The organism is Paenibacillus sp. J22FR83 (genome assembly GCF_059691955.1).
The window spans coordinates 274,907-295,812 of sequence record NZ_JCAUAM010000011.1; the positions used below are offsets into that span (position 1 = coordinate 274,907).

26 protein-coding genes are annotated in these 20,906 nt (G+C 45.4%); 1 reads left to right on the forward strand and 25 read right to left on the reverse strand.

Annotation, left to right across the window (positions count from 1 at the left end; all coding sequences use genetic code 11):
- Position 1: 1 nt before the first annotated feature.
- The 16 genes from AC58PV_RS21125 to AC58PV_RS21200 form a co-directional block, all read right to left on the reverse strand.
- Positions 2-898 (reverse strand): CvfB family protein, encoded by an 897-nt coding sequence (locus AC58PV_RS21125; protein WP_497434359.1) that lies wholly within the window; start codon positions 896-898, stop codon positions 2-4.
- Positions 895-1,242 carry a ribosome silencing factor gene (gene rsfS, locus AC58PV_RS21130; RefSeq protein ID WP_497434360.1) on the reverse strand — a complete coding sequence of 116 codons (348 nt, stop codon included), beginning with the start codon at positions 1,240-1,242 and terminating at the stop codon, positions 895-897. The genes AC58PV_RS21125 and rsfS overlap by 4 nt, the downstream gene beginning before the upstream one ends.
- Before the next feature lie 19 nt (positions 1,243-1,261).
- Complete coding sequence (gene yqeK, locus AC58PV_RS21135) at positions 1,262-1,834, reverse strand: bis(5'-nucleosyl)-tetraphosphatase (symmetrical) YqeK (protein ID WP_497434362.1); 573 nt, start codon at positions 1,832-1,834, stop codon at positions 1,262-1,264.
- On the reverse strand, positions 1,824-2,411 hold the full coding sequence (gene nadD / locus AC58PV_RS21140; RefSeq protein ID WP_497434364.1) for a nicotinate-nucleotide adenylyltransferase: 588 nt from the start codon (positions 2,409-2,411) through the stop codon (positions 1,824-1,826). Before nadD ends, yqeK begins: the two co-directional genes overlap by 11 nt.
- Positions 2,412-2,423: 12 nt before the next feature.
- Positions 2,424-2,717 (reverse strand): ribosome assembly RNA-binding protein YhbY, encoded by a 294-nt coding sequence (yhbY, locus tag AC58PV_RS21145; RefSeq protein WP_056609831.1) that lies wholly within the window; start codon positions 2,715-2,717, stop codon positions 2,424-2,426.
- A gap of 20 nt (positions 2,718-2,737) precedes the next feature.
- Positions 2,738-3,601 carry a shikimate dehydrogenase gene (gene aroE / locus AC58PV_RS21150; RefSeq protein ID WP_497434366.1) on the reverse strand — a complete coding sequence of 288 codons (864 nt, stop codon included), beginning with the start codon at positions 3,599-3,601 and terminating at the stop codon, positions 2,738-2,740.
- 18 nt (positions 3,602-3,619) lie between these two features.
- Positions 3,620-4,735, reverse strand: a complete 1,116-nt coding sequence (gene yqeH / locus AC58PV_RS21155; protein WP_497434367.1) for a ribosome biogenesis GTPase YqeH — start codon at positions 4,733-4,735, stop codon at positions 3,620-3,622.
- Between the two features lie 8 nt (positions 4,736-4,743).
- The gene (locus AC58PV_RS21160; protein WP_204787687.1) at positions 4,744-5,238 is read right to left on the reverse strand and encodes a YqeG family HAD IIIA-type phosphatase; all 495 of its coding nucleotides are present in this window, start codon (positions 5,236-5,238) and stop codon (positions 4,744-4,746) included.
- 91 nt (positions 5,239-5,329) lie between these two features.
- On the reverse strand, positions 5,330-6,106 hold the full coding sequence (locus AC58PV_RS21165; protein WP_497434369.1) for an alpha/beta hydrolase: 777 nt from the start codon (positions 6,104-6,106) through the stop codon (positions 5,330-5,332).
- 61 nt (positions 6,107-6,167) lie between these two features.
- On the reverse strand, positions 6,168-8,399 hold the full coding sequence (locus AC58PV_RS21170; RefSeq protein ID WP_497434371.1) for a DUF4129 domain-containing transglutaminase family protein: 2,232 nt from the start codon (positions 8,397-8,399) through the stop codon (positions 6,168-6,170).
- Positions 8,392-9,678 (reverse strand): DUF58 domain-containing protein, encoded by a 1,287-nt coding sequence (locus AC58PV_RS21175; RefSeq protein WP_497434372.1) that lies wholly within the window; start codon positions 9,676-9,678, stop codon positions 8,392-8,394. Before AC58PV_RS21175 ends, AC58PV_RS21170 begins: the two co-directional genes overlap by 8 nt.
- A gap of 4 nt (positions 9,679-9,682) precedes the next feature.
- Positions 9,683-10,642, reverse strand: coding sequence for an AAA family ATPase (locus tag AC58PV_RS21180; protein WP_497434373.1), 960 nt, complete (start codon positions 10,640-10,642; stop codon positions 9,683-9,685).
- A gap of 317 nt (positions 10,643-10,959) precedes the next feature.
- On the reverse strand, positions 10,960-11,310 hold the full coding sequence (gene spoVAE, locus AC58PV_RS21185) for a stage V sporulation protein AE (protein WP_497434374.1): 351 nt from the start codon (positions 11,308-11,310) through the stop codon (positions 10,960-10,962).
- A complete protein-coding gene (gene spoVAD / locus AC58PV_RS21190; protein ID WP_497434376.1) occupies positions 11,307-12,326 on the reverse strand; it encodes a stage V sporulation protein AD in 1,020 nt (339 codons plus the stop codon). The genes spoVAE and spoVAD overlap by 4 nt, the downstream gene beginning before the upstream one ends.
- Before the next feature lie 4 nt (positions 12,327-12,330).
- Positions 12,331-12,801: a stage V sporulation protein AC gene (spoVAC, locus tag AC58PV_RS21195; RefSeq protein ID WP_497434377.1), complete on the reverse strand. Its 471-nt coding sequence runs from the start codon at positions 12,799-12,801 to the stop codon at positions 12,331-12,333.
- A gap of 23 nt (positions 12,802-12,824) precedes the next feature.
- Positions 12,825-13,685, reverse strand: coding sequence for a DUF421 domain-containing protein (locus AC58PV_RS21200; protein WP_497434378.1), 861 nt, complete (start codon positions 13,683-13,685; stop codon positions 12,825-12,827).
- A gap of 189 nt (positions 13,686-13,874) precedes the next feature.
- Between AC58PV_RS21200 and AC58PV_RS21205 the strand changes: the two genes are divergently transcribed.
- Positions 13,875-14,081 (forward strand): DUF1657 domain-containing protein, encoded by a 207-nt coding sequence (locus AC58PV_RS21205; protein WP_497434380.1) that lies wholly within the window; start codon positions 13,875-13,877, stop codon positions 14,079-14,081.
- A 167-nt stretch (positions 14,082-14,248) separates the two neighbouring features.
- On the opposite strand, the gene AC58PV_RS21210 is transcribed toward AC58PV_RS21205, so the two are convergent.
- The 9 genes from AC58PV_RS21210 to AC58PV_RS21250 all read right to left on the reverse strand — a co-directional run bounded on the left by AC58PV_RS21210 (position 14,249) and on the right by AC58PV_RS21250 (position 20,772).
- Complete coding sequence (locus AC58PV_RS21210; protein ID WP_497434381.1) at positions 14,249-14,389, reverse strand: N-acetylmuramoyl-L-alanine amidase; 141 nt, start codon at positions 14,387-14,389, stop codon at positions 14,249-14,251.
- Positions 14,390-14,418: 29 nt separating this feature from the next.
- On the reverse strand, positions 14,419-15,177 hold the full coding sequence (locus AC58PV_RS21215; protein WP_497434382.1) for a C1 family peptidase: 759 nt from the start codon (positions 15,175-15,177) through the stop codon (positions 14,419-14,421).
- 127 nt (positions 15,178-15,304) lie between these two features.
- Positions 15,305-16,033: a DUF6081 family protein gene (locus tag AC58PV_RS21220; RefSeq protein WP_497434384.1), complete on the reverse strand. Its 729-nt coding sequence runs from the start codon at positions 16,031-16,033 to the stop codon at positions 15,305-15,307.
- A 29-nt stretch (positions 16,034-16,062) separates the two neighbouring features.
- On the reverse strand, positions 16,063-16,989 hold the full coding sequence (locus tag AC58PV_RS21225; RefSeq protein ID WP_497434385.1) for a prenyltransferase: 927 nt from the start codon (positions 16,987-16,989) through the stop codon (positions 16,063-16,065).
- 175 nt (positions 16,990-17,164) lie between these two features.
- Complete coding sequence (locus AC58PV_RS21230) at positions 17,165-17,491, reverse strand: L-rhamnose mutarotase (protein ID WP_068670946.1); 327 nt, start codon at positions 17,489-17,491, stop codon at positions 17,165-17,167.
- Positions 17,492-17,516: 25 nt separating this feature from the next.
- On the reverse strand, positions 17,517-17,834 hold the full coding sequence (locus AC58PV_RS21235; RefSeq protein WP_497434386.1) for a cupin domain-containing protein: 318 nt from the start codon (positions 17,832-17,834) through the stop codon (positions 17,517-17,519).
- A 137-nt stretch (positions 17,835-17,971) separates the two neighbouring features.
- Positions 17,972-19,477 carry an alpha-glucosidase/alpha-galactosidase gene (locus tag AC58PV_RS21240; protein ID WP_497434388.1) on the reverse strand — a complete coding sequence of 502 codons (1,506 nt, stop codon included), beginning with the start codon at positions 19,475-19,477 and terminating at the stop codon, positions 17,972-17,974.
- Positions 19,478-19,583: 106 nt separating this feature from the next.
- Positions 19,584-20,495: a helix-turn-helix domain-containing protein gene (locus tag AC58PV_RS21245; RefSeq protein WP_497434389.1), complete on the reverse strand. Its 912-nt coding sequence runs from the start codon at positions 20,493-20,495 to the stop codon at positions 19,584-19,586.
- Positions 20,496-20,598: 103 nt separating this feature from the next.
- Positions 20,599-20,772 (reverse strand): hypothetical protein, encoded by a 174-nt coding sequence (locus AC58PV_RS21250; RefSeq protein WP_497434391.1) that lies wholly within the window; start codon positions 20,770-20,772, stop codon positions 20,599-20,601.
- Between the last annotated feature and the right edge of the window lie 134 nt (positions 20,773-20,906).

Here is a 20,906-nt window from a genome sequence, read left to right on the forward strand (position 1 = left end):
CTCAGCCTTGCGTCTCCTCTTGCTTCAGATAGGTCCAGTCCGCTTCCTGATAGACAAGCCCATCTTTCATTAGTTTGCCTAGCGCACGTTTGAAGGCTCCCTTACTGAGCCCGAATTTATCTTTAATAATATCAGCCTGTGTTTTATCCGAAAATGGCATCGCATTCCCTGGACGTCCACGCAGCACTTCTAGTATGCGTTCCGCATCTTCGTCGCGGCCTTTTTCTTTGGGAAGTCTCATGGATAGGTTAACTCGTCCATCTTCTTCACGTACGAACGCAATCCTCACATCCACTTCCTCACCTACGCGAAGCAAGCGAGTCCGCTCTTGTGGGATAATAAGCCCGATGATGCCATAGCCCAGCACACCAGCATCACAAATGACGAAAGTCCCCATTTGAAGAGGACGATACACCCTTGCTTTCACCCATTTGTTCGTCCAACTCGAAGGAGCTCGAACACAAAGAGGAGCCAAGTCGTCTTCAAGCGCTAACTTCGCGATTAATCGGCCCTGGCGATCATGAGCAAGCGTTGCGAATACTTTGTCCCCAACCTGAGGTCGAAGCTCGTCTAATTCAGGTACATGTCGGTAAGGTAATAGCAAATGCCGCCCTAGCCCCATCTCTAGGAAATAACCGAAACGCGGATGAATATCAACGACTTCTAGAAGCCCCACATGACCCATGGTCAACAGAGGTTTCCTCATAGTAGCCATCATCCGATCCAAGGTATCATGGAATAAGAACACTTCCACTTGATCTCCAGGACTGATGCGATTCCCTACGATTTCCGCATACGGCAACAGAAAATCTTGCGTACCATCGGTTAGAAAAAAGCCGTTTGGTGGAACTTCCCTTGCTACCTCGAGGGTAACAAGGGATCCTGCTTCCATTCTCATACGCGCTCCACAACTTTAGCATCGGACCAAAGTCTTTCGATGTTATAGTATTCACGGTCATCACGATGGAAAACGTGGAGAACTACATCCCCTAAATCAAGCAGCACCCATCTTGCTGTATCGATACCTTCATAGCCTCTAATATGAACACCATGTTCATGGGCTTTTTTACGAGCCTCGCCCGCAATCGCTTGAACTTGTGTTTCCGAATTCCCGTGACAAATCACGAAATAATCAGCGATTAAGGATACACCTTTTAAATTCAGGGTAACAATATCTGCCGCTTTCTTGTCTTCCGCTGCCTCAACAACGAATGCTAGTATTTCTTCTGGGTTTTTACTCATGCAATCATCCTCCATGTCATTAAGTTGTCTGTTGTATCTGTTCTAATAAGTCATTTCGAGTGCCAATCGTTAATGGATAAATGCGCTTTCCTTTGGAAATCAAGAAGTTGATCGTGGAGTCAAATCCGGCAATTAATGCACGTTCAAGACTCGTCTTCGCCAGTTCACGAATATGTTCAACTCCTGGGAAATCACGTCCTGGCTCCATATAGTCCGCTAGGCAAACAATTTTGTCGAGCAGGGTCATCCCTTCTCGACCAGACGTATGATACCGAATCGCATCTAATATTTCTTCATCATCAATTCCGAATTGCGACTGAGCAATGAATGCACCTGCGTGCGAATGCCATAGCTCTTTGTCAAAGGCTAACAAATCTTGTGGTAAATCATTCTCACGAATAATCTTAGCTTGCTCATGGGTAGGCCAATACTTGCAATAGTCGTGCAAAATCGCTGCAATATCCGCTTTGACCGCATCCCCGCCAAATCGCTCTGCCAACATAACGCTCGTTGCCATCACGCCAAGGGTATGCTGCCAACGCTTCTCGGGCATTTGCTCCTTCACAGCTGCCATAAGAGCCTCACGATTCATATAAGCTATTCACCTCCATGAAATGCCCAACCTTATCTGGAACCAGATATCTAACTGGGTCCCGCTTCTGTCTCAACGCCCGAATAGCTGTCGATGAAATTTCAACGAGGGGCATCGGAACAAGCTTCACTCGGTTTCGTATATGTTCGGGAAGTTGCCCCAGGTCCAGTTCATAACCAGGTCTGGCTAATCCAATAAAATGAATATGCCGCACGATGTCATCAATACGATGCCACTGCGGCAAATACTGAACCATATCCGCGCCAATAATATAAGAGAACGCGATGTCCGGATATTGCGACATTAACAGCTCGATCGTATCGATACTATAGGATACGCCGCCTTTGTTAATTTCGATATCGACAGGACGAAAAAAAGGATTGCCTTCTGCAGCAAGGCAAACCATCTCCCAACGCTGCTGGCTCGTTCCTTTTGGGGCATTAGGCTTATGCGGCGGGACGTTGGCTGGCATTAGCCAAACCTCGTCCAAGCCCCCTTCCACCCTTGCACGTTCAGCTGCAATCAAATGACCGGTATGAATGGGATCGAACGTGCCTCCCATAATTCCGACAAGCATACGTCCACCTCATTAGCGCGGCAGTTCAATCTTCTTATTGTCACGCGATTCTTTGTACAGCACTACGATTTTCCCGATCACCTGAACAAGTTCTGCGCCAGACTTCTCGGATAATTCAGCTCCGACCTCTTGACGATCTTCTCCACTGTTGTTCAGAACCGTAATCTTGATCAATTCACGAACTTCAATGGCTTCATTGATGTGACGAATCAAATGCTCGTTCACGCCACCTTTTCCTACTTGAAAAATTGGATCTACATGGTGCGCCAAAGAGCGCAAATATCTTTTTTGTTTGCCTGATAACATGGATGTCCCTCTATTCATTCTTATTCAGTTAATGACTGTTCTACCACCTGTCTCATCGCCGCAACCGGCGCAGGGGTCCCCGTCCAATATTCGAAGGCATACGCGCCTTGATAAATAAACATACCGAGCCCGCCATGAATCCGAGCTCCTACCGCTTCTGCTTCACGAAGAAATCTCGTGATTCGCGGATTATAAATAAGATCACTAACGAGGTGGTGCGGACGAAGCAGGTGAAGCTGTAAAGGGAGTTCGTCCACATTAGGATGCATGCCTGCTGACGTCGTGTTCAGCACGAATTCAACCTTATCCACTACATCCTCTAGCTCGTCCATTCCAAGACCGACGGTTTCAGTGAAAGCACCAATGGTTGCTGCCAATTCAACTGCACGCTCTTTGGTACGATTCGCGATATAAATACAGCTCGTACCTTCTTTAGCTAGTGCGTAGGCTACACCTCTCGCAGCACCGCCTGCCCCTAATACAAGAACACGTTTCCCTTTGAGCTCGATTCCTGTCTCTTCTTTCAAGGAGCGGACATACCCAATCCCATCCGTATTGAAACCTTTGAGCTTGCCATTCTCATTCACAATGGTATTGACTGCGCCAACGATCATTGCCCCTTCATCGATCTCATCCAAATAGTTCATGACATCAACTTTATGGGGAATCGTCACATTCACGCCGCGATATCCTAGTGCTCTGATTCCCCGAACTGCTTCCCCAAGCGCTTCTGGTTTAACGTGAAATGCTGCATATACGCCGTTGATGCCCGCTTCCTGAAAAGCACGATTCAACATAATCGGTGAACGAGAATGCCTAATCGGATCCCCGAAAACCCCATATAAAACTGTATGACTATCAATCCGCGTCACTAGTTTCTCCATGTTCTCCCCGTTTGCCTCCTAAATCAATGACTCCCGTGTAATGACTTTAATACCTTTCGGTGCATGAACAGCAAGACTCGCGCCAGCTAGACTATTCACTTTAATCCAACCTAAACCAGAGATCAGCACGTCCATCTGTTTCCCCTTCGGAATGTGCAACGGATGTTTGACCAACTTCGGCAGCTCTTCAAGATCCGCCTGCGCCGGAGGCGTCAGCATGACACCCTTATGATCTTCATATAACTGATCCGCTTTCTCGAGCTTCGTGCGATGAATCTGAATCGCATTCGATGTGTATATCGTGAAGGATTGATGCTCACCTTGAATAAAATCAAAACGAACTAACGCACCGAAAAATAACGTTTGTGCCTCATTCAGTTGAAATACCATCGGTTTAAGCGGTTTATCCGGCATTAGCGGTGATAAATCACGTTTCTTCACGATTTCCGTCAGACGATGCTTATACACAATCCCAGGTGTATCGATAATGAACTTCCCGTCATCCAATGGGATTTTAACTAAATCGAGCGTAGTTCCCGGATATTGCGATGTCGTCAATTCGGCTTCCAGATCACTATAATCACTGATCAGACGATTGATAAGCGTCGATTTCCCTACGTTCGTTGCACCGACTACGTATACGTCCATGTTGCCACGATATTCTTGTACAGCCGAAATAACACGATCGAAACCGATGTTTTTCTTCGCACTGCACAGTACGATATCCACAACTTTAAGATTCTCTTCCTTCACTCTGCGCTGCACCCAGTTAATGATTTTGTTAGCGTTCGTGACTTTCGGAAGTAAATCAATTTTGTTAACCACGAGCAGAACGGGATTATTACCAATAAATCGGGCAAGCGAGCTAATCATACTGCCTTCAAAATCAAAAATATCCACGATTTTCACGACTAACGCCTTCGTTTGACCAACATGTCCTAGTAATTTCAGGAAGTCGTCTTGCTGTAAGGTAATACTTGAAGACTCATTATAATGCTTGATTCGGTAGCAACGCTGGCAAATCAAAGGCTCCTTCTGTAAGGCAGCCTCTGGAATAAAGCCCAGTTTCGTTTTGTCTTCTGTTTGCAGCGCAATGCCGCAACCCGCACAATTCCCAATTGTTTCTGTACGCATGAAACCTCCTATTTCTTCATCCTTGCTAGCGCCCATTTCTCAATTTGGCGGTTCACTTTCGTGAAGAAGCCTTCATCTTTTCGTGAGATGGGTTGAACGAGGATCGTGTATAGCCCCATTCGATTGCCGCCAAGTACATCGGTCAGCATTTGATCCCCGATAACAGTCGTCTGTCGTGCATTCGTTCCAAGCAACTTCATCGCTTTATGGAAGGAAGCATTCGTCGGTTTTTTGGCACGGTGAATAAACGGAATGCCCAGTGGCTTTGCAAAAGTCGAAACCCGGTTATGGTGGTTATTCGACACAATAACGACTTTGAATCCGATCTGTTGCAGATGATTCAGCCATACTATTAACTCAGGTGTCGCATGTGGATCACGTGCACCGACAAGTGTATTATCAAGATCCGTTATAATTCCGCGAATACCGAATCCCCACAGGTGATTGGCATCGATATCATAAATTGTATGAACAGACTGTCTGGGTACAAGCTTTTTCAGCAAACAAATTCCCTCCAACTGCTTCCTTGACATATACGTGAAACTATATCACAGTGCCTCGTTTGTTGCAAAAAGAAAAGAACATATTTTCTCTCTATTCTCTTGTAGGTAAGGGCAGCCAGTTTAATACACGCTGAATTTTGAGATCCCAATAGCCCCATTCATGTGTGGCCGACTCTTCTTCATAGGTAATTTCCAACCCTTGCGCAAGGCAATGATCCCGGAATCGAAGATTATCTGCATATAGGAAATCCTCAGTACCGCAGCACTGATAGAGCTTAGGTTGTTCTTGTTCACTAGCAACAAGCTGATTGGCAAGATAGAACAAATCGTCAGGACTATTTCGGATCGTCGTCACATCGCCATAAATCAATTTAAAATCATTCGGAAATGCTGACGCACGTTCAACAATATCTACTGCACCAGATAGGCTCGCTCCCGCTGCATAACGATTCGGATGCGAAAGCGCTAACTTCATCGCGCCATATCCACCCATCGAGAGTCCCGCCACGTAGTTCAACTCCCGCTCTTCCGCTAAGGGAAAGAAGGATCTTGCTAACACCGGTAATTCTTCACTAATGAACTCCCAGTACTTCGGACCTGAGGCCATATCGGCATAAAAGCTGCGGTTCACAGCTGGCATTATTACCGCAATACCATGCTGAGAAGCGTAGCGCTCAATGGATGTTCTGCGCATCCAAATGGTATGGTCATCCGATAAACCATGCAACAAAAGTAACGTAGGATGTTTCTTGCCATAGGCATGGGAAGCGAGTCCGATCTGACTTTTGGCAACTTGAGGTAAGATAACATGCATGGATGCTGCAACACCAAGGGATTCTGAATGAAAATGACAATCAATAAAGGCCATTTGAATAAAACTCCTCTCATATGGAAGCCACCCTCCTTAATTAGAGAGTGGCTTCGGCTCATCATTTAATTTGTTCTCTAACACGTACAATCAATTGGTTCGCTTGTTGATATTCGACTTCGGACACAGCTAGTTGACTGTATTTGGCACGTTCAAACAGTTCAATTAACGCGTCCAATTCTTTCTTCATCCATTTACTCTGTGTTGACCATCTTGTTGTTGCTTCACGTACTGTTTCATGCTCATAACGCGTGTACCCCTTACGCCGACAAGCACGAAGCATTTTTTCAAATTCAACGATAATTTTCTGATTGAAATTCACAACTTGCAGCTGCTTCCTGTGTGCACGCCAATTATGCCATGCCTCGCTTCTAAGGAGAAAGAATACAGCGACACTAAGAAGTGCTGCAACTACAACGCCACTAAGTGTCAGCCAGAGCCAAGTGAAACTTGCGGCTTCCGTCGTTTCTTCAGGCACAGTGGTCGTTTCTGTATCTGTCGTTACATCTTCGACCACAGGTGCTGCTTCAGGGAACACATTCGGCAATGCAAACCCTGAGGTTGGCTCGAAAGAAATCCAGCCAAAACCTTCAAAATAAACTTCTACCCAAGAATGTGCATCTGAGTTACGGACCGTGTAAGTACCAGCACCATCAAGATCAATCGTTGCTCCTAATTGACTTAATATCCCCTGATCGCGGATGTCATCAGCGATAGAAGAAGCGCCAGAGGAGTAGCCTTTCACCCAACGTGTAGGTAAGCCAATCGACCTTGTGAGGACGGCCATTGCTGTCGAGTAATAGTCACAATATCCTTGTTTCACTTCGAATAAGAATCGATCAACGAAATCCTTGCTCTTTCCTTTCGTCTCATCCGGCGTATTCGTATACGGATAATGTTCGGATAAATACTTCTCAATCAGCTTGGCTTTATCATAAGAATTCGTCGCAGACTTCGTAATATCCAGTGCTAGTTGCTTCACTCGCTCAGGCAAATCAACCGGTACTTGTAAGTATTCAGCCCATTCCGGCTTGTTTGTAAAATCTTGCTGCGTTTGGCGTAATAAATCTTCCTCTAGAATCGGCTCTTGGACAACGATCGAATAGTCTTTCGGATAATTCGTTCGACCCGTAAAGCGAAGTTCCGATTGTCGCGGTGTCCATATGATGCGTTGGAATAGATTCTCACCTTGATTGATTTCTACGATTTTCTGAATCGCATAGCCCCCAAATAACACCGGGAAAGTTTCATCTCGATCCATCACGACACTTTGTGTAACTTCTTGCGTCTTCAATTGCGACACATCGAATCTTGGATCTAACGGCAATGGGTTTAAATTCACGCGGTATGCTGGCAACCTCTTCTCCGTTGGGCCAAGCTCCCATCCTTTACCGTTGTACATGGAACGGGTTTCCCCTCGAAAGTAGGTCCGTTTGGTAGATTCAATGGTCATCACCGGCGTGTAGTCAAACCGGAACCCGCCACCGAGGCGGCTGTCATCCCGGCTATACCCAGATGAGGCGTCTGCAGTTGATGTGGCAATGCTAACACCTTTGCCGAGCAAAGGCACGGATTCTCCACGACTCACTTTCCAAGCTGTATACGGATCTGTCAGTACAGGATTAACGGTCGGAGCGAATACCCCCGCTAACGTAATCACGCCAATCAGAATAAGAATAGGAACGGTAAATGAGGACGGATAATCGGAAATCGTTTCCCATACGCCTGGCGCTTTCTTCTTTAATTGGGAGAAATGTCTCACAATTAAGAGTAGGAATCCACAAAGCAGGATCATGGCTACTTGTGGCCATAGAAAAATCATACTGAAGGAATCGCGAACCGCAAAAAACAAAATGCTAACAAAGATAAGGACCACAATGCGAAACCTGGATTGAACAGACCACATGGCGAATAAATAAATGATCCATGCTCCTAAGCTAAACCAAATATACGGTTCAAGCTGCCCCGCATTCTGTCCAATGAAACGAAGGGCTTCTTTCCATGATGTAATATGTACAGCTACCCAATGATAGCCCATACTCAAGCCATGGAACCAGATGATAAGAACGAATTGGAGAAACGCTCGCCATCCGTCTTTTATTTTGGGAATACAGTATGTCGCTGTTGTAAGAACTAAGGTCCAAGTAACGAAAGATACCGTCTCTGGGAGCCATAAGCCATCTTCTTTCATAATCCAAATCAGAAATTGGTAAAGGAATATTCCAACGAATATCGCAGAAACACGCATCGCCCAATCCTTAAGAAGAATTCTACTCCACCATGTATTAGGCATACCGTTTCGCCCCTCCCAAGAGGTTAGGCAAGTCCGTTAATTGACTTACTTCATACCCCATATAGCCTTGCGAGCGAATCGCCTTGATATAATCCTCATGAGCGGAAATACGTTCCACACCTTGGGGACGGAAAGTTTGATCTGCTTGCGCATGAATCCAGATATGACATGGCTTCATTTGAAGCAGTGCCATTTGTTGGAACATCTGCAGCATGGCACTCCCTTTTTGCGGAGAGATGAGTACAATTAAACTTCCTGCTGGCCAATCTTTTGAGCGTTCCTTCAAAATCTGGCTAAGCGTCTGATGTCCATCCGCATCAACACCAACGAGATGTTTAACAATCTCCTTGTAATGATGCTGACTATGCTTCGGTTCAAAATAAGTAAATTCCTTGCCAATCGACAGCAGACCAAGTGCCATTTCACGTCCAGTTCCATATCGGAATAGAGAAGCCGCAACGGAAACAGCTAATTCAAATTCGGCTGCATCTCGGTATGCGCGAGCAGTTCGATCCAATAAAATGATGGTTTTCGGCAGCGATTCACGCTCGAACTCTTTCGATTTCCAAGTTCCTGTCTTCGCGGTCGCATTCCAATGGATACGAGACAGACGATCACCATAAATATATTCACGAACACCATTGATTTGCGTCGTTTCCCGATGTGCGCTCGTCGCCGTTGAATGATGCTGCATCCCTTTGAGCATCTGATGAAATTGCGCCCATTCGCGAATCGCAACCGTTTGTGGATACACAGTTATCGGTTGTTGCAGGTCTAATCGACCCTTGTGCTGGAAGAAGCCAAATATGTCTTCGGTTAAGCATTCCGTTTCTCCGAAACGATAATACCCTCTTCGCAGTGGCGGCGTGCTATACGTGAATTCACCTCGACGCTTCCAATCCGGCACGATCGAGCCTTCGAAGATAGCTTCGTCCCCGTTCTGACGAATAAGTTGATCTTTAATCATGACATAAGGAACTGGCCAATAACCTGGTAATTGGACACCGAGACCAATTTGCAACGATTGCCCTGCCTCCAATTTAGCTTCAATGCTGGTATTGGTAAACTTCCGAGTCCCTTGCACACGTCTGATGCCGCTCCAATTCCCAGAAAGCAAATAGATCGCCAAAAAAGTCATCGTAATAAACAGCATGGAAGCTAGCTTGCCACCTTGAAATAACATGAATAACAAGCTAGACAACAAGCAAGTCATAAGTAGCCAAAAAGGTGCCGGAAGCCGGGGGAATTCCCGGAATCGTGTGAATACCGGTCGTTTCATAAGCTCACTTCTCCAATCTAACCGGAACCCGTACTCCCTCAAAAATCGTCGCGAGCACAGAGGCAATGCTGACACCATCCATACGCGCTTCCATTTGAAGGATCATACGATGACCCAGCACAAAAGGAGCTAAATATTTAATATCATCCGGGATGACATAATCACGACCATGTAGGAAGGCATAGGCTTTGGAAGCTAAGACCAATGACAATGTAGCCCGTGGACTGGCACCGAGGAATACGGCTTGATGTTCTCTTGTTTTTCTCGAAATGGTAACTAGATAATCCGCTACGGCTTCATCCAAATGTACTTGGCGAACCTGTTCTTGAATATCAAGAACTTGTTTCGTATCCATAATAACTTGCAGCGCTTCCATCGGATGTACTTTGCTTTGGGAAGCAATCATCAATTTCTCGGCAGCTTCGCTTGGGTAGCCTAAGCTCAACTTGATCATAAAACGGTCCAATTGTGCTTCCGGCAATGTATACGTACCCTCAAAATCAATCGGATTCTGAGTGGCCAGCATGAGGAATGGGGATGGAAGTTCATGCAAATCACCATCAACCGTAATATGTCGTTCTTCCATTGCTTCAAGTAGCGCAGATTGTGTCTTGGTGGTGGCACGGTTAATCTCATCGACGAGTAAAATATTGGTCATTATCGGGCCCGAACGGAAAAGAAACTTCTCTTCTTTGGGGTGATATATAGATACGCCAGTTATATCCGTTGGCAATAAGTCCGGGTTACATTGGATACGGCGAAATTGCCCGTTAATCGATTTCGCGAGCGCTTTAATGAGTACTGTTTTACCTGTCCCTGGGACATCCTCAAGCAAAACATGACCACCTGCCAACATTGCAGTAAGCAACAATTCAATTTCGGCACTTTTGCCAAGAATACATGATTCCAAATTTGATTTCAGCCTAGCTAGTACTTCTACATGATGGTGAGTGGCAGTTTCCATGTGTTGATCCTCCTTAGAGTTTTGCTTGCCATACTTGCTTCGTAAGCATTGCTGAGTTTTCATCGATAATTGTATCGTAAACTAAGCGTATTTATACGAACATGCTTCATCTTCTGTTTCGCTCAGAAAACAAACAAAATGTACGTAAATCTAGTTTACAGGAAAGTTTTTCTTCCGTATACTTGTAAATCCTCTAAAGTTATTTGTTAAAATTAACCACGTAAATGAGCCTTGGATAATGACTTCCCTATGAATAAGAAAAAGACGCCTCACGGCGCCTGTTTTCATACGATATTTAGCCTTACGCATCCCTTATTTCAACCCTTAGGTTTCACAAACAGGGCAGCGATGAAGGAGAAAATGATCGCGGCGGATATACCCGCGCTGGTCACTTTGAAAATACCTGTAATAATACCTATATAGCCTTCCTTATGCAGCTCTTCCAGAGCCCCATGAACAAGCGCATTTCCGAAGCTCGTGATCGGAACCGTTGCACCGGCGCCAGCAAACGCAATCAGCGGTTCATATAAATTGCAGCCATCTGCAATGGCACCTAGCACAACCAACGTACTCATCGTATGGGCTGGTGTTAATTTACCAACATCCATCATTAATTGCCCTAGTACACAGATGGCCCCTCCAACAACAAATGCCCAAAAAAAGCTCATTGGTATAAACCTCCAGACTCTATGGAAACAGCATGTGCGATACAGGGTATACTCTCACCTTGTTGAAAGGAAATGGGTGAAAGTAAGGCCCCAGTAGCAACAACGAGAATTCGTTTCAATTCTCCCTTTGCTATGCGTTTTAATAAGTGCCCATAGGTAACTGTTGCAGAGCATCCGCAGCCACTTCCTCCTGCTTGTACCGTTTGCGTTTCTCGATCAAAGATCATTAATCCACAATCACTATAGGTGGTCTGCTCGATTGGGAATTGATGCTTATGGAAGAGCTCGCGCGCAATGCTCGTTCCTACTGCAGCAAGATCGCCTGTAACGATGAGATCGTAATAGGAAGGGTCGCGATTCAATTCGCGGCAATGTGTTTGAATCGTGTCAACAGCGGCAGGCGCCATCGCAGCGCCCATATTAAAGGGGTCCGTGATCCCCATATCCACGATGCGTCCGATCGTGGCCGAGGTGACGACCGGACCGTCTCCGGTCTTCCCGAGCACGGCGACGCCAGCTCCGGTGACGGTATACTGCGCCGTCGGCGGCTTCTGCGATCCATATTCCGTTGGATAACGGAATTGCTTCTCCGCCGTGCAGTTATGGCTGCACGTGCCAGCCATAACATGATTGGCTGCGCCAGAGTCGATGAGTTGCGCGGCTAGCGCCAGTCCTTCCATCGATGTGGAGCAAGCACCGAATATCCCTAGGTATGGGATATTCAGTGTCCGCGCAGCGAACGTGTTGGAGATGATCTGATTCATCAGATCCCCGCCAACATAGAATTGGATTTGGCCGTCGGTAAGACCGGCTTTCTTCAGTGCAAGCTGAGCAGCTTCTTCAAGAAGCGCTTTCTCCGCCTTTTCCCACGTCTTTTGACCAATGGTCAGATCGCCGTGAACAATATCGAATTCTTCATTAAGCGGTCCCTTCGCTTCATCAGGTCCCACAACAGTGCCTGTCGAAAGAATAACAGGCCGATTCTCGAATAACCAGCTTTGGTGCCCCTTCAGCATCTCGTCAGCCCCCTGTGAAGATCAGATGTGCAATCCCTACAAAAAAGGCCGCCACAGTTCCAAATACGATGACAGAGCCCGCTAATTTAAACATGTTACCGCCAACACCTAACACAAGACCTTCTGCACGATGTTCAATCGCTGCAGAACAGAGTGAATTGGCAAAACCTGTTACAGGTACGGAGGTTCCGCCGCCTGCCCACTGTGCAATTTTGTCGTAGATGCCAAAGCTTGTTAAGATAACTGAGATAATGATCATAACAGCAACAGTCGGATTGCCGGCAGTTTTCTCAGTAAACCCGAACCAATTGATGAACATATGCATAAAGCATTCACCGATCAAGCAGATAGTCCCACCTACGAGAAAAGCTCTGCCGCAATTCTTGAGAACAGGTCGTTTGGGTTCCTGCTCCTTAGCTAATTTCTGGTACTCCTGTTGGGTCATCGTTAAGTTTTTCTTCTTGTTGTTAGGCATGACTATCTCCTATTCCCTCAAAACTAAGTTCTGAGAATCGTATGTACTTGCTGTATGACTTGAGTTAATTGAATGGAACATGTTTCGTACATCTGTTTGGCCTTCGCATTTTGCGTCGTCAAGGAGTACAGCTCGAGATCTGCCTCACATTTCTTCAAACATGCCAGTACGGCAGGTCGTTCCGTAGGTGCAGGTATGACTAATTTGTCATCAAATAGGTCAACCGTTAATTCGCCATGCGAATCCACTTGTCCAAGAAATACATTGTCTTTTGTTACTCCCAATTTCTCAAGCTCTGCTTGGAGCCATCCTCGACTTTTAGCAGCCGCTGCCAAGGGCTCGTCCTGAATAACACCGTCCATAATAACTGCTTGCGTCGGCTTCTCTATGGCCATCTTAAGACCTATATGCTTAGGGGTTAGGGGTTGGTTCTCCGACTTCAGCAGAATGCTCAGATCACCACTGGACTCCAGCATCGCGAATTCTACATCCGCTACCCGAAATACCCCTTTCGTACGCAACTGCTCGAGTAATTCATCACCCGTATATCGTTCTTTTTTCAAGTTATCTTCTAAAATCTTGCCATCCTTGATGAGAACTCGACCATTGCCTTCAAACCAGACGCGAAGCGTCTTGCTCTTTAAGGTCAAAATTTCCAACACGAAAGGAACAAGCACCCATACCAATATCGCAATTACACCATGTACATAATTGGCTTCGACATCCGTTGAGATGTTCCCGGCCAGGTCCCCAAGCGTTATGCCAATCACATATTCAAAGAAAGTGAGCTGAGAAATTTGTTTTTTACCTAGAATCCGCGTTAATACAAACAGAAACATTAAGGTACTTAAGGCTCGTATCGCAATAAGTAACCAGTCCGGCACACCATTCCTCCCCCTTCTTCAGCTTTCAATATCTACATTATGTGCCATTTGGACCCTAACTATTATTGCGCTAAATTGGATTTATTTGTTAACATGAGCCCCTTCGAACACGGGTATATTAACTATCGCAAACCAAAGCAGGCGCAAGGCATCTGCTATCCATGATTAAGAATGAGGAGTGTTTACGATATGACCGTAGCAGCACAAGTTAAAACCACCTTGGCATCTTTGAAAAGTGCCCAAGCCAGCCTTGAAACTTTCGCCCTAAGCACACAAAATCAAGAGGCAAAGCAATTGTATGAAGCCGCCGCCCAATCCACGCAGCAAATCGTTGATCAAGTTGCGGGTCGGGTTCAGCAATTAGAAAGTGAAGAGCCGCAATACAAAGGCTTCTGAACGCCAAACATCCGTTGCGAAGTCTACGCAGCGGATGTTTTTTCTTTTTCATATGAATAAAGAAAGAAATAGGATAAGCAATACGAATAAGATGACAATGAGCAATTTCAATCGGTCTTTTGGCATGAGCGCCGTCCCTCGTTTCATTGTTACTCCACCTGTTACACTCATTGCAGCGGCTGTCCTGATGCTTTTCTCACTTCATTCGCTAGTCGATTAAATTCCTTCTGTGCTTCCGGATCTGAGGTCGCGAAATAGGCAGCAGATAAGAAAGCTATTATTTTGTTCGCATCTTCCACACTCATCATTCCAATAGGCCTCCTCTAATCAAACACATTTATTTGCCAGTCCAGTAATCAAAGGTCAGTGCTTTATTTCTAAAAAAGGAATAAGGAATGTAGCAATAACCTGCATCTCCCCACGCGGTTCCCCATGAGTTTCGAGCAATAATAACACCTTTTCCTTTCTCCTTACCATCCTTATAGCCGACAGCAAGCAGCGCATGACCGCCAAGAAGTCTTTCCTTCTTCCGATTGGGATAGGGAATCTTACCCGTTGTAGATGCTGTCTTATTCTCGAATGAGGCGTATAGCCATATACCAAATACCACAGGCGATCCATCCGCGAGCGAAGCCTTCATCCCAGCCAAATCATGAATGCGATGATAGCTGTCAATCCGATAATATCTAGCAAGTGTTTCCGCTTCATAATTCGGTGTGTTGCGAAAATTTGCAATCTCATAGGGCCATACTTCCTCTGGGCACACGCCTGTTTTCTGAAGGACTTTGAGCCCATCGCGGATAGTAGCCCCTGCATCTTGGTCAATGGTATTCTCGAGCTCACGCTCATGCCAGTAATGGAATAGACGTGATAACCGCGTCGGGTTCTCTCCCTCAGAGCGCAGCCAGAACTCTCGCAGTCCACTTACAATGGCATTCGAGGTACATGAACCCAGAGATCCTTGATTGACTATCGGAGAGAGTTTGCTTCGCAAATCGATATGCTTCGGCAATTGTGATTCCCGAATATAATTGACACTCCTGTATGTGAAATCACGAAAATCGCGAGGGTCCTGTTTGACTGTGTATTTCCGCATACCTGTACCTCCTAAGAAGCCTAATCGCTGAGTACTCCAGTGTATTCACCCATAGGCAGGAGCGTGCAGGCGCATGCAAAAAAGAGCCCGACTTCATGGATGAAGTTCGGACTCATCAGTATTCTTCTTATTCCGTTACTGTAACCGTTACAGGCGACCACTCAGCGATAATCGTCTGTCCATGTAAGGAGGCACTACCTTGGGGTGTCAAGTCCTTCTCAGTCATCATGCCTAAGGCAACTGTGAAGCGATTGAATTTGATCGGTACATTCTTTTCGCGGCGTACTTCCACACCATTCACGTAGAAAATGACTTCGTCGTTACCGCGGTGATACGTAATTCGGTACGTATTGAATTCACGTGGTTGGAAATTCGTTTCCTCTTTGAAAATACAGAAGAATCGCGTTTTGTCCGTCTCCGGCACTTGTACACCAGGGAATGGAAGCACCGCATACACACTCGCATATTTATCATTGCCCGCAAAGAAATCTAGCGCAGCTCCTGTTGTAAAATCAAGCAAATTCAAGGAAACGAAGCCATCATATAAATCATTCGGCTCTGTGTTCTGCGTGCGCGCACGGATCTGAAGCTCGAAGGAAATTTCTCCTTCTTCAGGTACTTCAACCTCTTGAGCCGAATAATACATATGCTTGGCGTTATCTAGGAACTGTACATAGTCATTTTTGCGGCTAAGCGTCGCACGTGCATATAGAATGCCATTACGAACAATAATCGTCGCATTCGGTTCTCTGAATTCCCAGAAGGAGCCATCCGGCATGGGGAATCCACCTATTTTCCAAACTTCGCCTTCAGATAAGATCGTGTGAAAATCACCAATTGTCCATTGTTTGCTCATCTCGTATGACCTCACTTTGTTGTGATAGATTATTGAATAATAGCTTGTACGACCAAGGCCAACATCATGATTAAGCCGCCCCTAGTTGTTGCTTTGAGCGATGCGCCCATTAAAGGAAGATAAGCTGGTGATGGATTCTCTGACTTCAAACTACCGTATACCCGGTAAAATGGCACGGCTGTCACTAATGTTAATAGGGTATAGTAAGGGAATACGTCCATCATTACGCACACGATCAAACTCAGATACGACAACACAAATAAACATTTGGAGAATACGAGTGCTCGCTTCTCGCCCCAGACAACGACTAACGTTCGCTTGCCCGCACTTTGATCTGCTTTCCAGTGAAGGAAATGATGGTTAAATAAAATTAAGGTAGTCAACAAGCCGATTGGCAAAGAAAGCAAAATAGGCCGATAATCTACCTGCATAGTCTGCACGTAATAACTGCCTAATGTTGGTAGAACACCAAATGAAAGCAAGATAGCAATCTCACTATATCCCTTGCCGCGGTAACCAAATTTAATAGGCGGAGCCACGTAGAAATAGGCAATCAAAGCACCTAAACCACCGAATACAAGAACGAGCCAGCCGCTGCTAATACTTAGGATCAGACCGCAAATAAGTGCAATAGCAAAGAGTGACCATGTCAAAAAACTAAACGTTCGCTCAGGTATCGTACCATTGGCTAGGAACCCTGAATTCGTCGAAATCGTTGAAGCAGTTTCTCTGGCTGCCGTATCAATGCCATTCCGAAAATCCCATAAATCATTGATCATATTCGAGAATAAGTGCGCCGCAATGGATCCAATAAAGGTTAGAATAAAAAGAACAGGATGGAATGTATCGTTCCATACAATAGCTCCTAATCCACCCAAAACAACAGGAATAACCATAACTGGAATAACCCGAAATCGTGATGCCTTCAATAATAACGTTAAGTTGAGGTTATTCATTTCCCACGTCCCTCTCAATAAAAATCGCTCTGTTATTCATACTATCCCAATCCTAGTAGCACTTCAAGTAACTTTCTATTCCCTAAGAACCACGCTATTCCAGCTCTGGTAAATAGTCGGAAAATGAAACAAGGATGCTAGAGTCATCTCTAGGCATCCTTGCTCGATCTATCATTTATTTGAGATAGAAAACCTCACGCATCGGCGTAATTGGGACAGCTTCACGGAAATCGAAGGAACCAACAACCATTTTGGACGTTATGGCATTCCACCGATTACATGCATCACTCTCTGCAAGATAAGCAAATGCAGCTTCTACATCATCACACAGGAATACATAGAAGAATTGCGCGCCATTTTGAAAGATGGAGTAATCTCGGAATCCTGCTTTACTATGTTCTTCCATAATCTCTGGCCAAGGAGCTAAGTGCATCTTCACGTATTCCTCAAGATCTTCTTCACGAATCGTCCATGTCCAAGCAAATTTACCGCTGTTTTGCATATGGTTCAGCCCTTTCTGCAACTGGTTATCTTTTGACCAAATCTTCGCGAATCGGTGTAAATACATCTAGAAGTGCGGAGTCCTCCAATGCGGTAACCCCATGTTTAGCCCCACTTGGTATATAAATCGTTTGGCCCTGCTCGATAACCGTAACAACGCCGTCGATGGTGAATTCAATTTTACCTTTTAAACAATATGACATTTGCTCGTGAACATGACTATGCTGATAACCTACAGCACCAGGTTCGAAGTGAACCTCCATCATCATTAAACCTACTTCTGCTTTCAAAATGCAGCGAGTCACGCCTGGTTCTGCAGCTTCCCATACGCCAATATTAGACATCTGACTTTCTCCTTTCGTTATACAACGCTTCCATCCACAAAAGAAATGAAAAAAGAAGGACCGCAAGCAGTCCTTCACTTACACACCGATTATACCCGAAAAGCACCCAAATGAACATACTTGAAAACAAACGAACATTAGGCTGTTGTCGACGCTCGATCCTTCCCTTTGTCTGCTTCACCTGCATTCTTATTCGCTGCTTCACGATCCTGCTGCATATCAGCGACCGTTTTCACCTTCACACGAGCAGCTCCTTCATAATCACGTGTCGGAATGAGGTTGCCCGCAGCAAGACGCTGTTTGGCTTCAGCTATCGCGGCACTATACTGCGGCAACCACGCCTCTTGGGCAACTAGCATCTCATCCACCATTTGCCAAATTTCCTTCGGATTGCAGACAGCTCCTACGAGTGGATCCATCATAAAGGCTTGACGCAGCAGCATATCATCCCCATGAACTGCAGCCTCTACAGATAAGCGTTGAACAGAAACGGAGACATTACACACCGCCGCTGGTCCCAAGGGCAGTTCACCGACATGCGGCATGGAAATACCGTTGCGATCGACATAGCCTGGCGCTTCAATAACCGCATCATGGGGTAAATTCGAAATCACACCCCTGTTGACCAAATTAAAATGCCCACGGTAGACCCGTCCTGTTTCTAGTCCTTCGATAATGTAGGAGCCATGTTCTTCACTTCGCTTCTCGCTCGCATAAACATATGCCGGATCCTTCATCCAATTCGGGAAATCCGTTTCGAACCAACTTCGACCCTCGGTGCACACACGTAAGTATCCACCTGTTTCACCGTTAATCCAGGATCCCATATCAATCCAATCTCCAATTTCGCTTGCACGTTTCCGATACCAAGGAACATATTCGCTCAGATGGCCATTGGACTCCGTACTGTAGTAACCAAAGCGCCGCAGCATATCAATGCGAACCTTCTCTGTTCGTGCATACTCAGCGTGATTTTCAAAGGCTTCTAATAGGCCTGCCGTCAAATCTTTCCCCTCATGGGAAGCTTGGATATACCAAGTTTGATGATTAATGCCAGCGCAGATAATATCCACATCTTTCTTATCCAAGCCATACACATTTGCAATTTGATGATGGCCGTGCTGTACGCCGTGGCAAAGACCTATGGTGCGAACACCGCCATATGTATTGCAGGCCCATGTTAACATGGCCATGGGGTTGGCGTAATTTAACAATGTAACATCGGGTGCAGCGACTTCGCGGATATCTTGGCAAATGCGAAGCATTTCGGAAATGCCGCGTTGACCGTACATGATGCCACCTGCACATAATGTATCCCCTACGCATTGATCCACACCATATTTCAAGGGAATGTCTACATCTGTTGCAAAAGCCTCTAGACCACCTACGCGTATAGTACAAAGCACATACTTGGCCCCTTCTAACGCTTCCCTGCGATCCGTTGTCGCTTGGATCTCAATCGATAAACCATTCTCATGGATATCACGTTGACATAGCTCAGTCACCATCTCTAAATTGTGTGGATTAATGTCTGTAAAAGCAACTTGAATTTTGTGGAATTCCGGTACAGCTAATAAATCTCGAAGCAGTCCTCGTGTGAACCCAATACTTCCTGCGCCTATGAATGCCACTTTAAATGCCATATTTATCGCCCTCTCTATCACTTCGACTATGCTCACATTGTATCAAGCCATAGAGAGAAAACGTTATCAAATTTCTAACCTGTTCGTTCTCCATTTGTCAAAAATTCTAACTTCCTTCGGTATACATATGTTTGTGTGTATTCATTGAATTCCGGTACTCTGTAGGCGTTACATTCGTGTGCGCCTTGAACAGCATATGAAAATACTGTCGACTGCCCACGCCAATGTAATCCGAAATATCGGCGATCGGAATGTCTGTTTCGAGCAACAGCATTTGTGCTTTTTCCATCCTGATTTCCGTTAGGTACGTCATTAGGGTTTGTCCTGTTACCGTTTTGAATACTCGTTGTAAGTAGCCTGGGTGTAAGTTCACAGCTCCCGCTATTTCTTTCACTTGAATCTCACGATCATAATTCTGGTGCATATAATCCATGCTTTTCTTCACATACCATTCGCTCTGTGCCACACTGCTATTGGCAGATTCACGTCTTAAACGCGCTATACGAATCAATAGTTGCGCGATCAATAGTTGAATCATCGACTCACTCTTGTCAACCGGTTTATCTAGCTCGAGCACCAAACTTTTCATCACATGATAAACCTCATCAGGATCACGCAGCACTAAGTAAGCGGTCTGAGCCTCCAATAAAGAGTTCAATTGTTGCTCGTTCGCAGCAAGTCGTTGCAAGGAAGGCATCACGCCTTGATGTGGAGTTAGGCGAAATTCTACATTGAGCATGCGACACGGCTCCTCATCTTCAACAATAAGACGATGAGAAACATTTGCATTGAGGAGGATGAACTCCCCTTTTTTCAACCTAACTCGTTCAGTTCGTGTTGAGGAAAGCTGTATCTCTATCTCACAAAATCCTTGTATCGTATACATAATTTCTGTTGCATCATGACGGTGAAAGGACATATGAAAACCTTGCCATTGTTTAAAATAATAAGCTACCACCTGTGGATGACAGGGGGAATCCGGCAACAAAGCGGGAAATAATCGAGTCGATTGTGGCATTGGGAACTCCTTTGCATCCGTTCTTACTGACATTGTACTCCCCTGTACGTGAAAATAAAATCCCTTCGCGAGGAAGGGATTTTATCTTCAAATCAATTGGTATTTATTCTCGCTCATTTCCTTCATTGTCATCGTCGTCCGAGAATGAATGGCGCAAATTATCTACGATTTCTGCCACAGCCTCGCTAATCATATCCGTTGGAGTCGTATCTTCCTCTTCAGGTTGAGTTGGAATTGTATCATTGCATACACGATCGAAATAGTGACTTTTATCCATTGGAACACACCTTCTTTCCCAAATGTCCACTCGTTTGATTGTTTTGTGCAATTCGTTTAGTCTTTATTCACCACATTGGCTTTTTTTGAAACTCTTCGTAAGATCATCTTGCTTTCGTCTGCCTTATGGAGTAA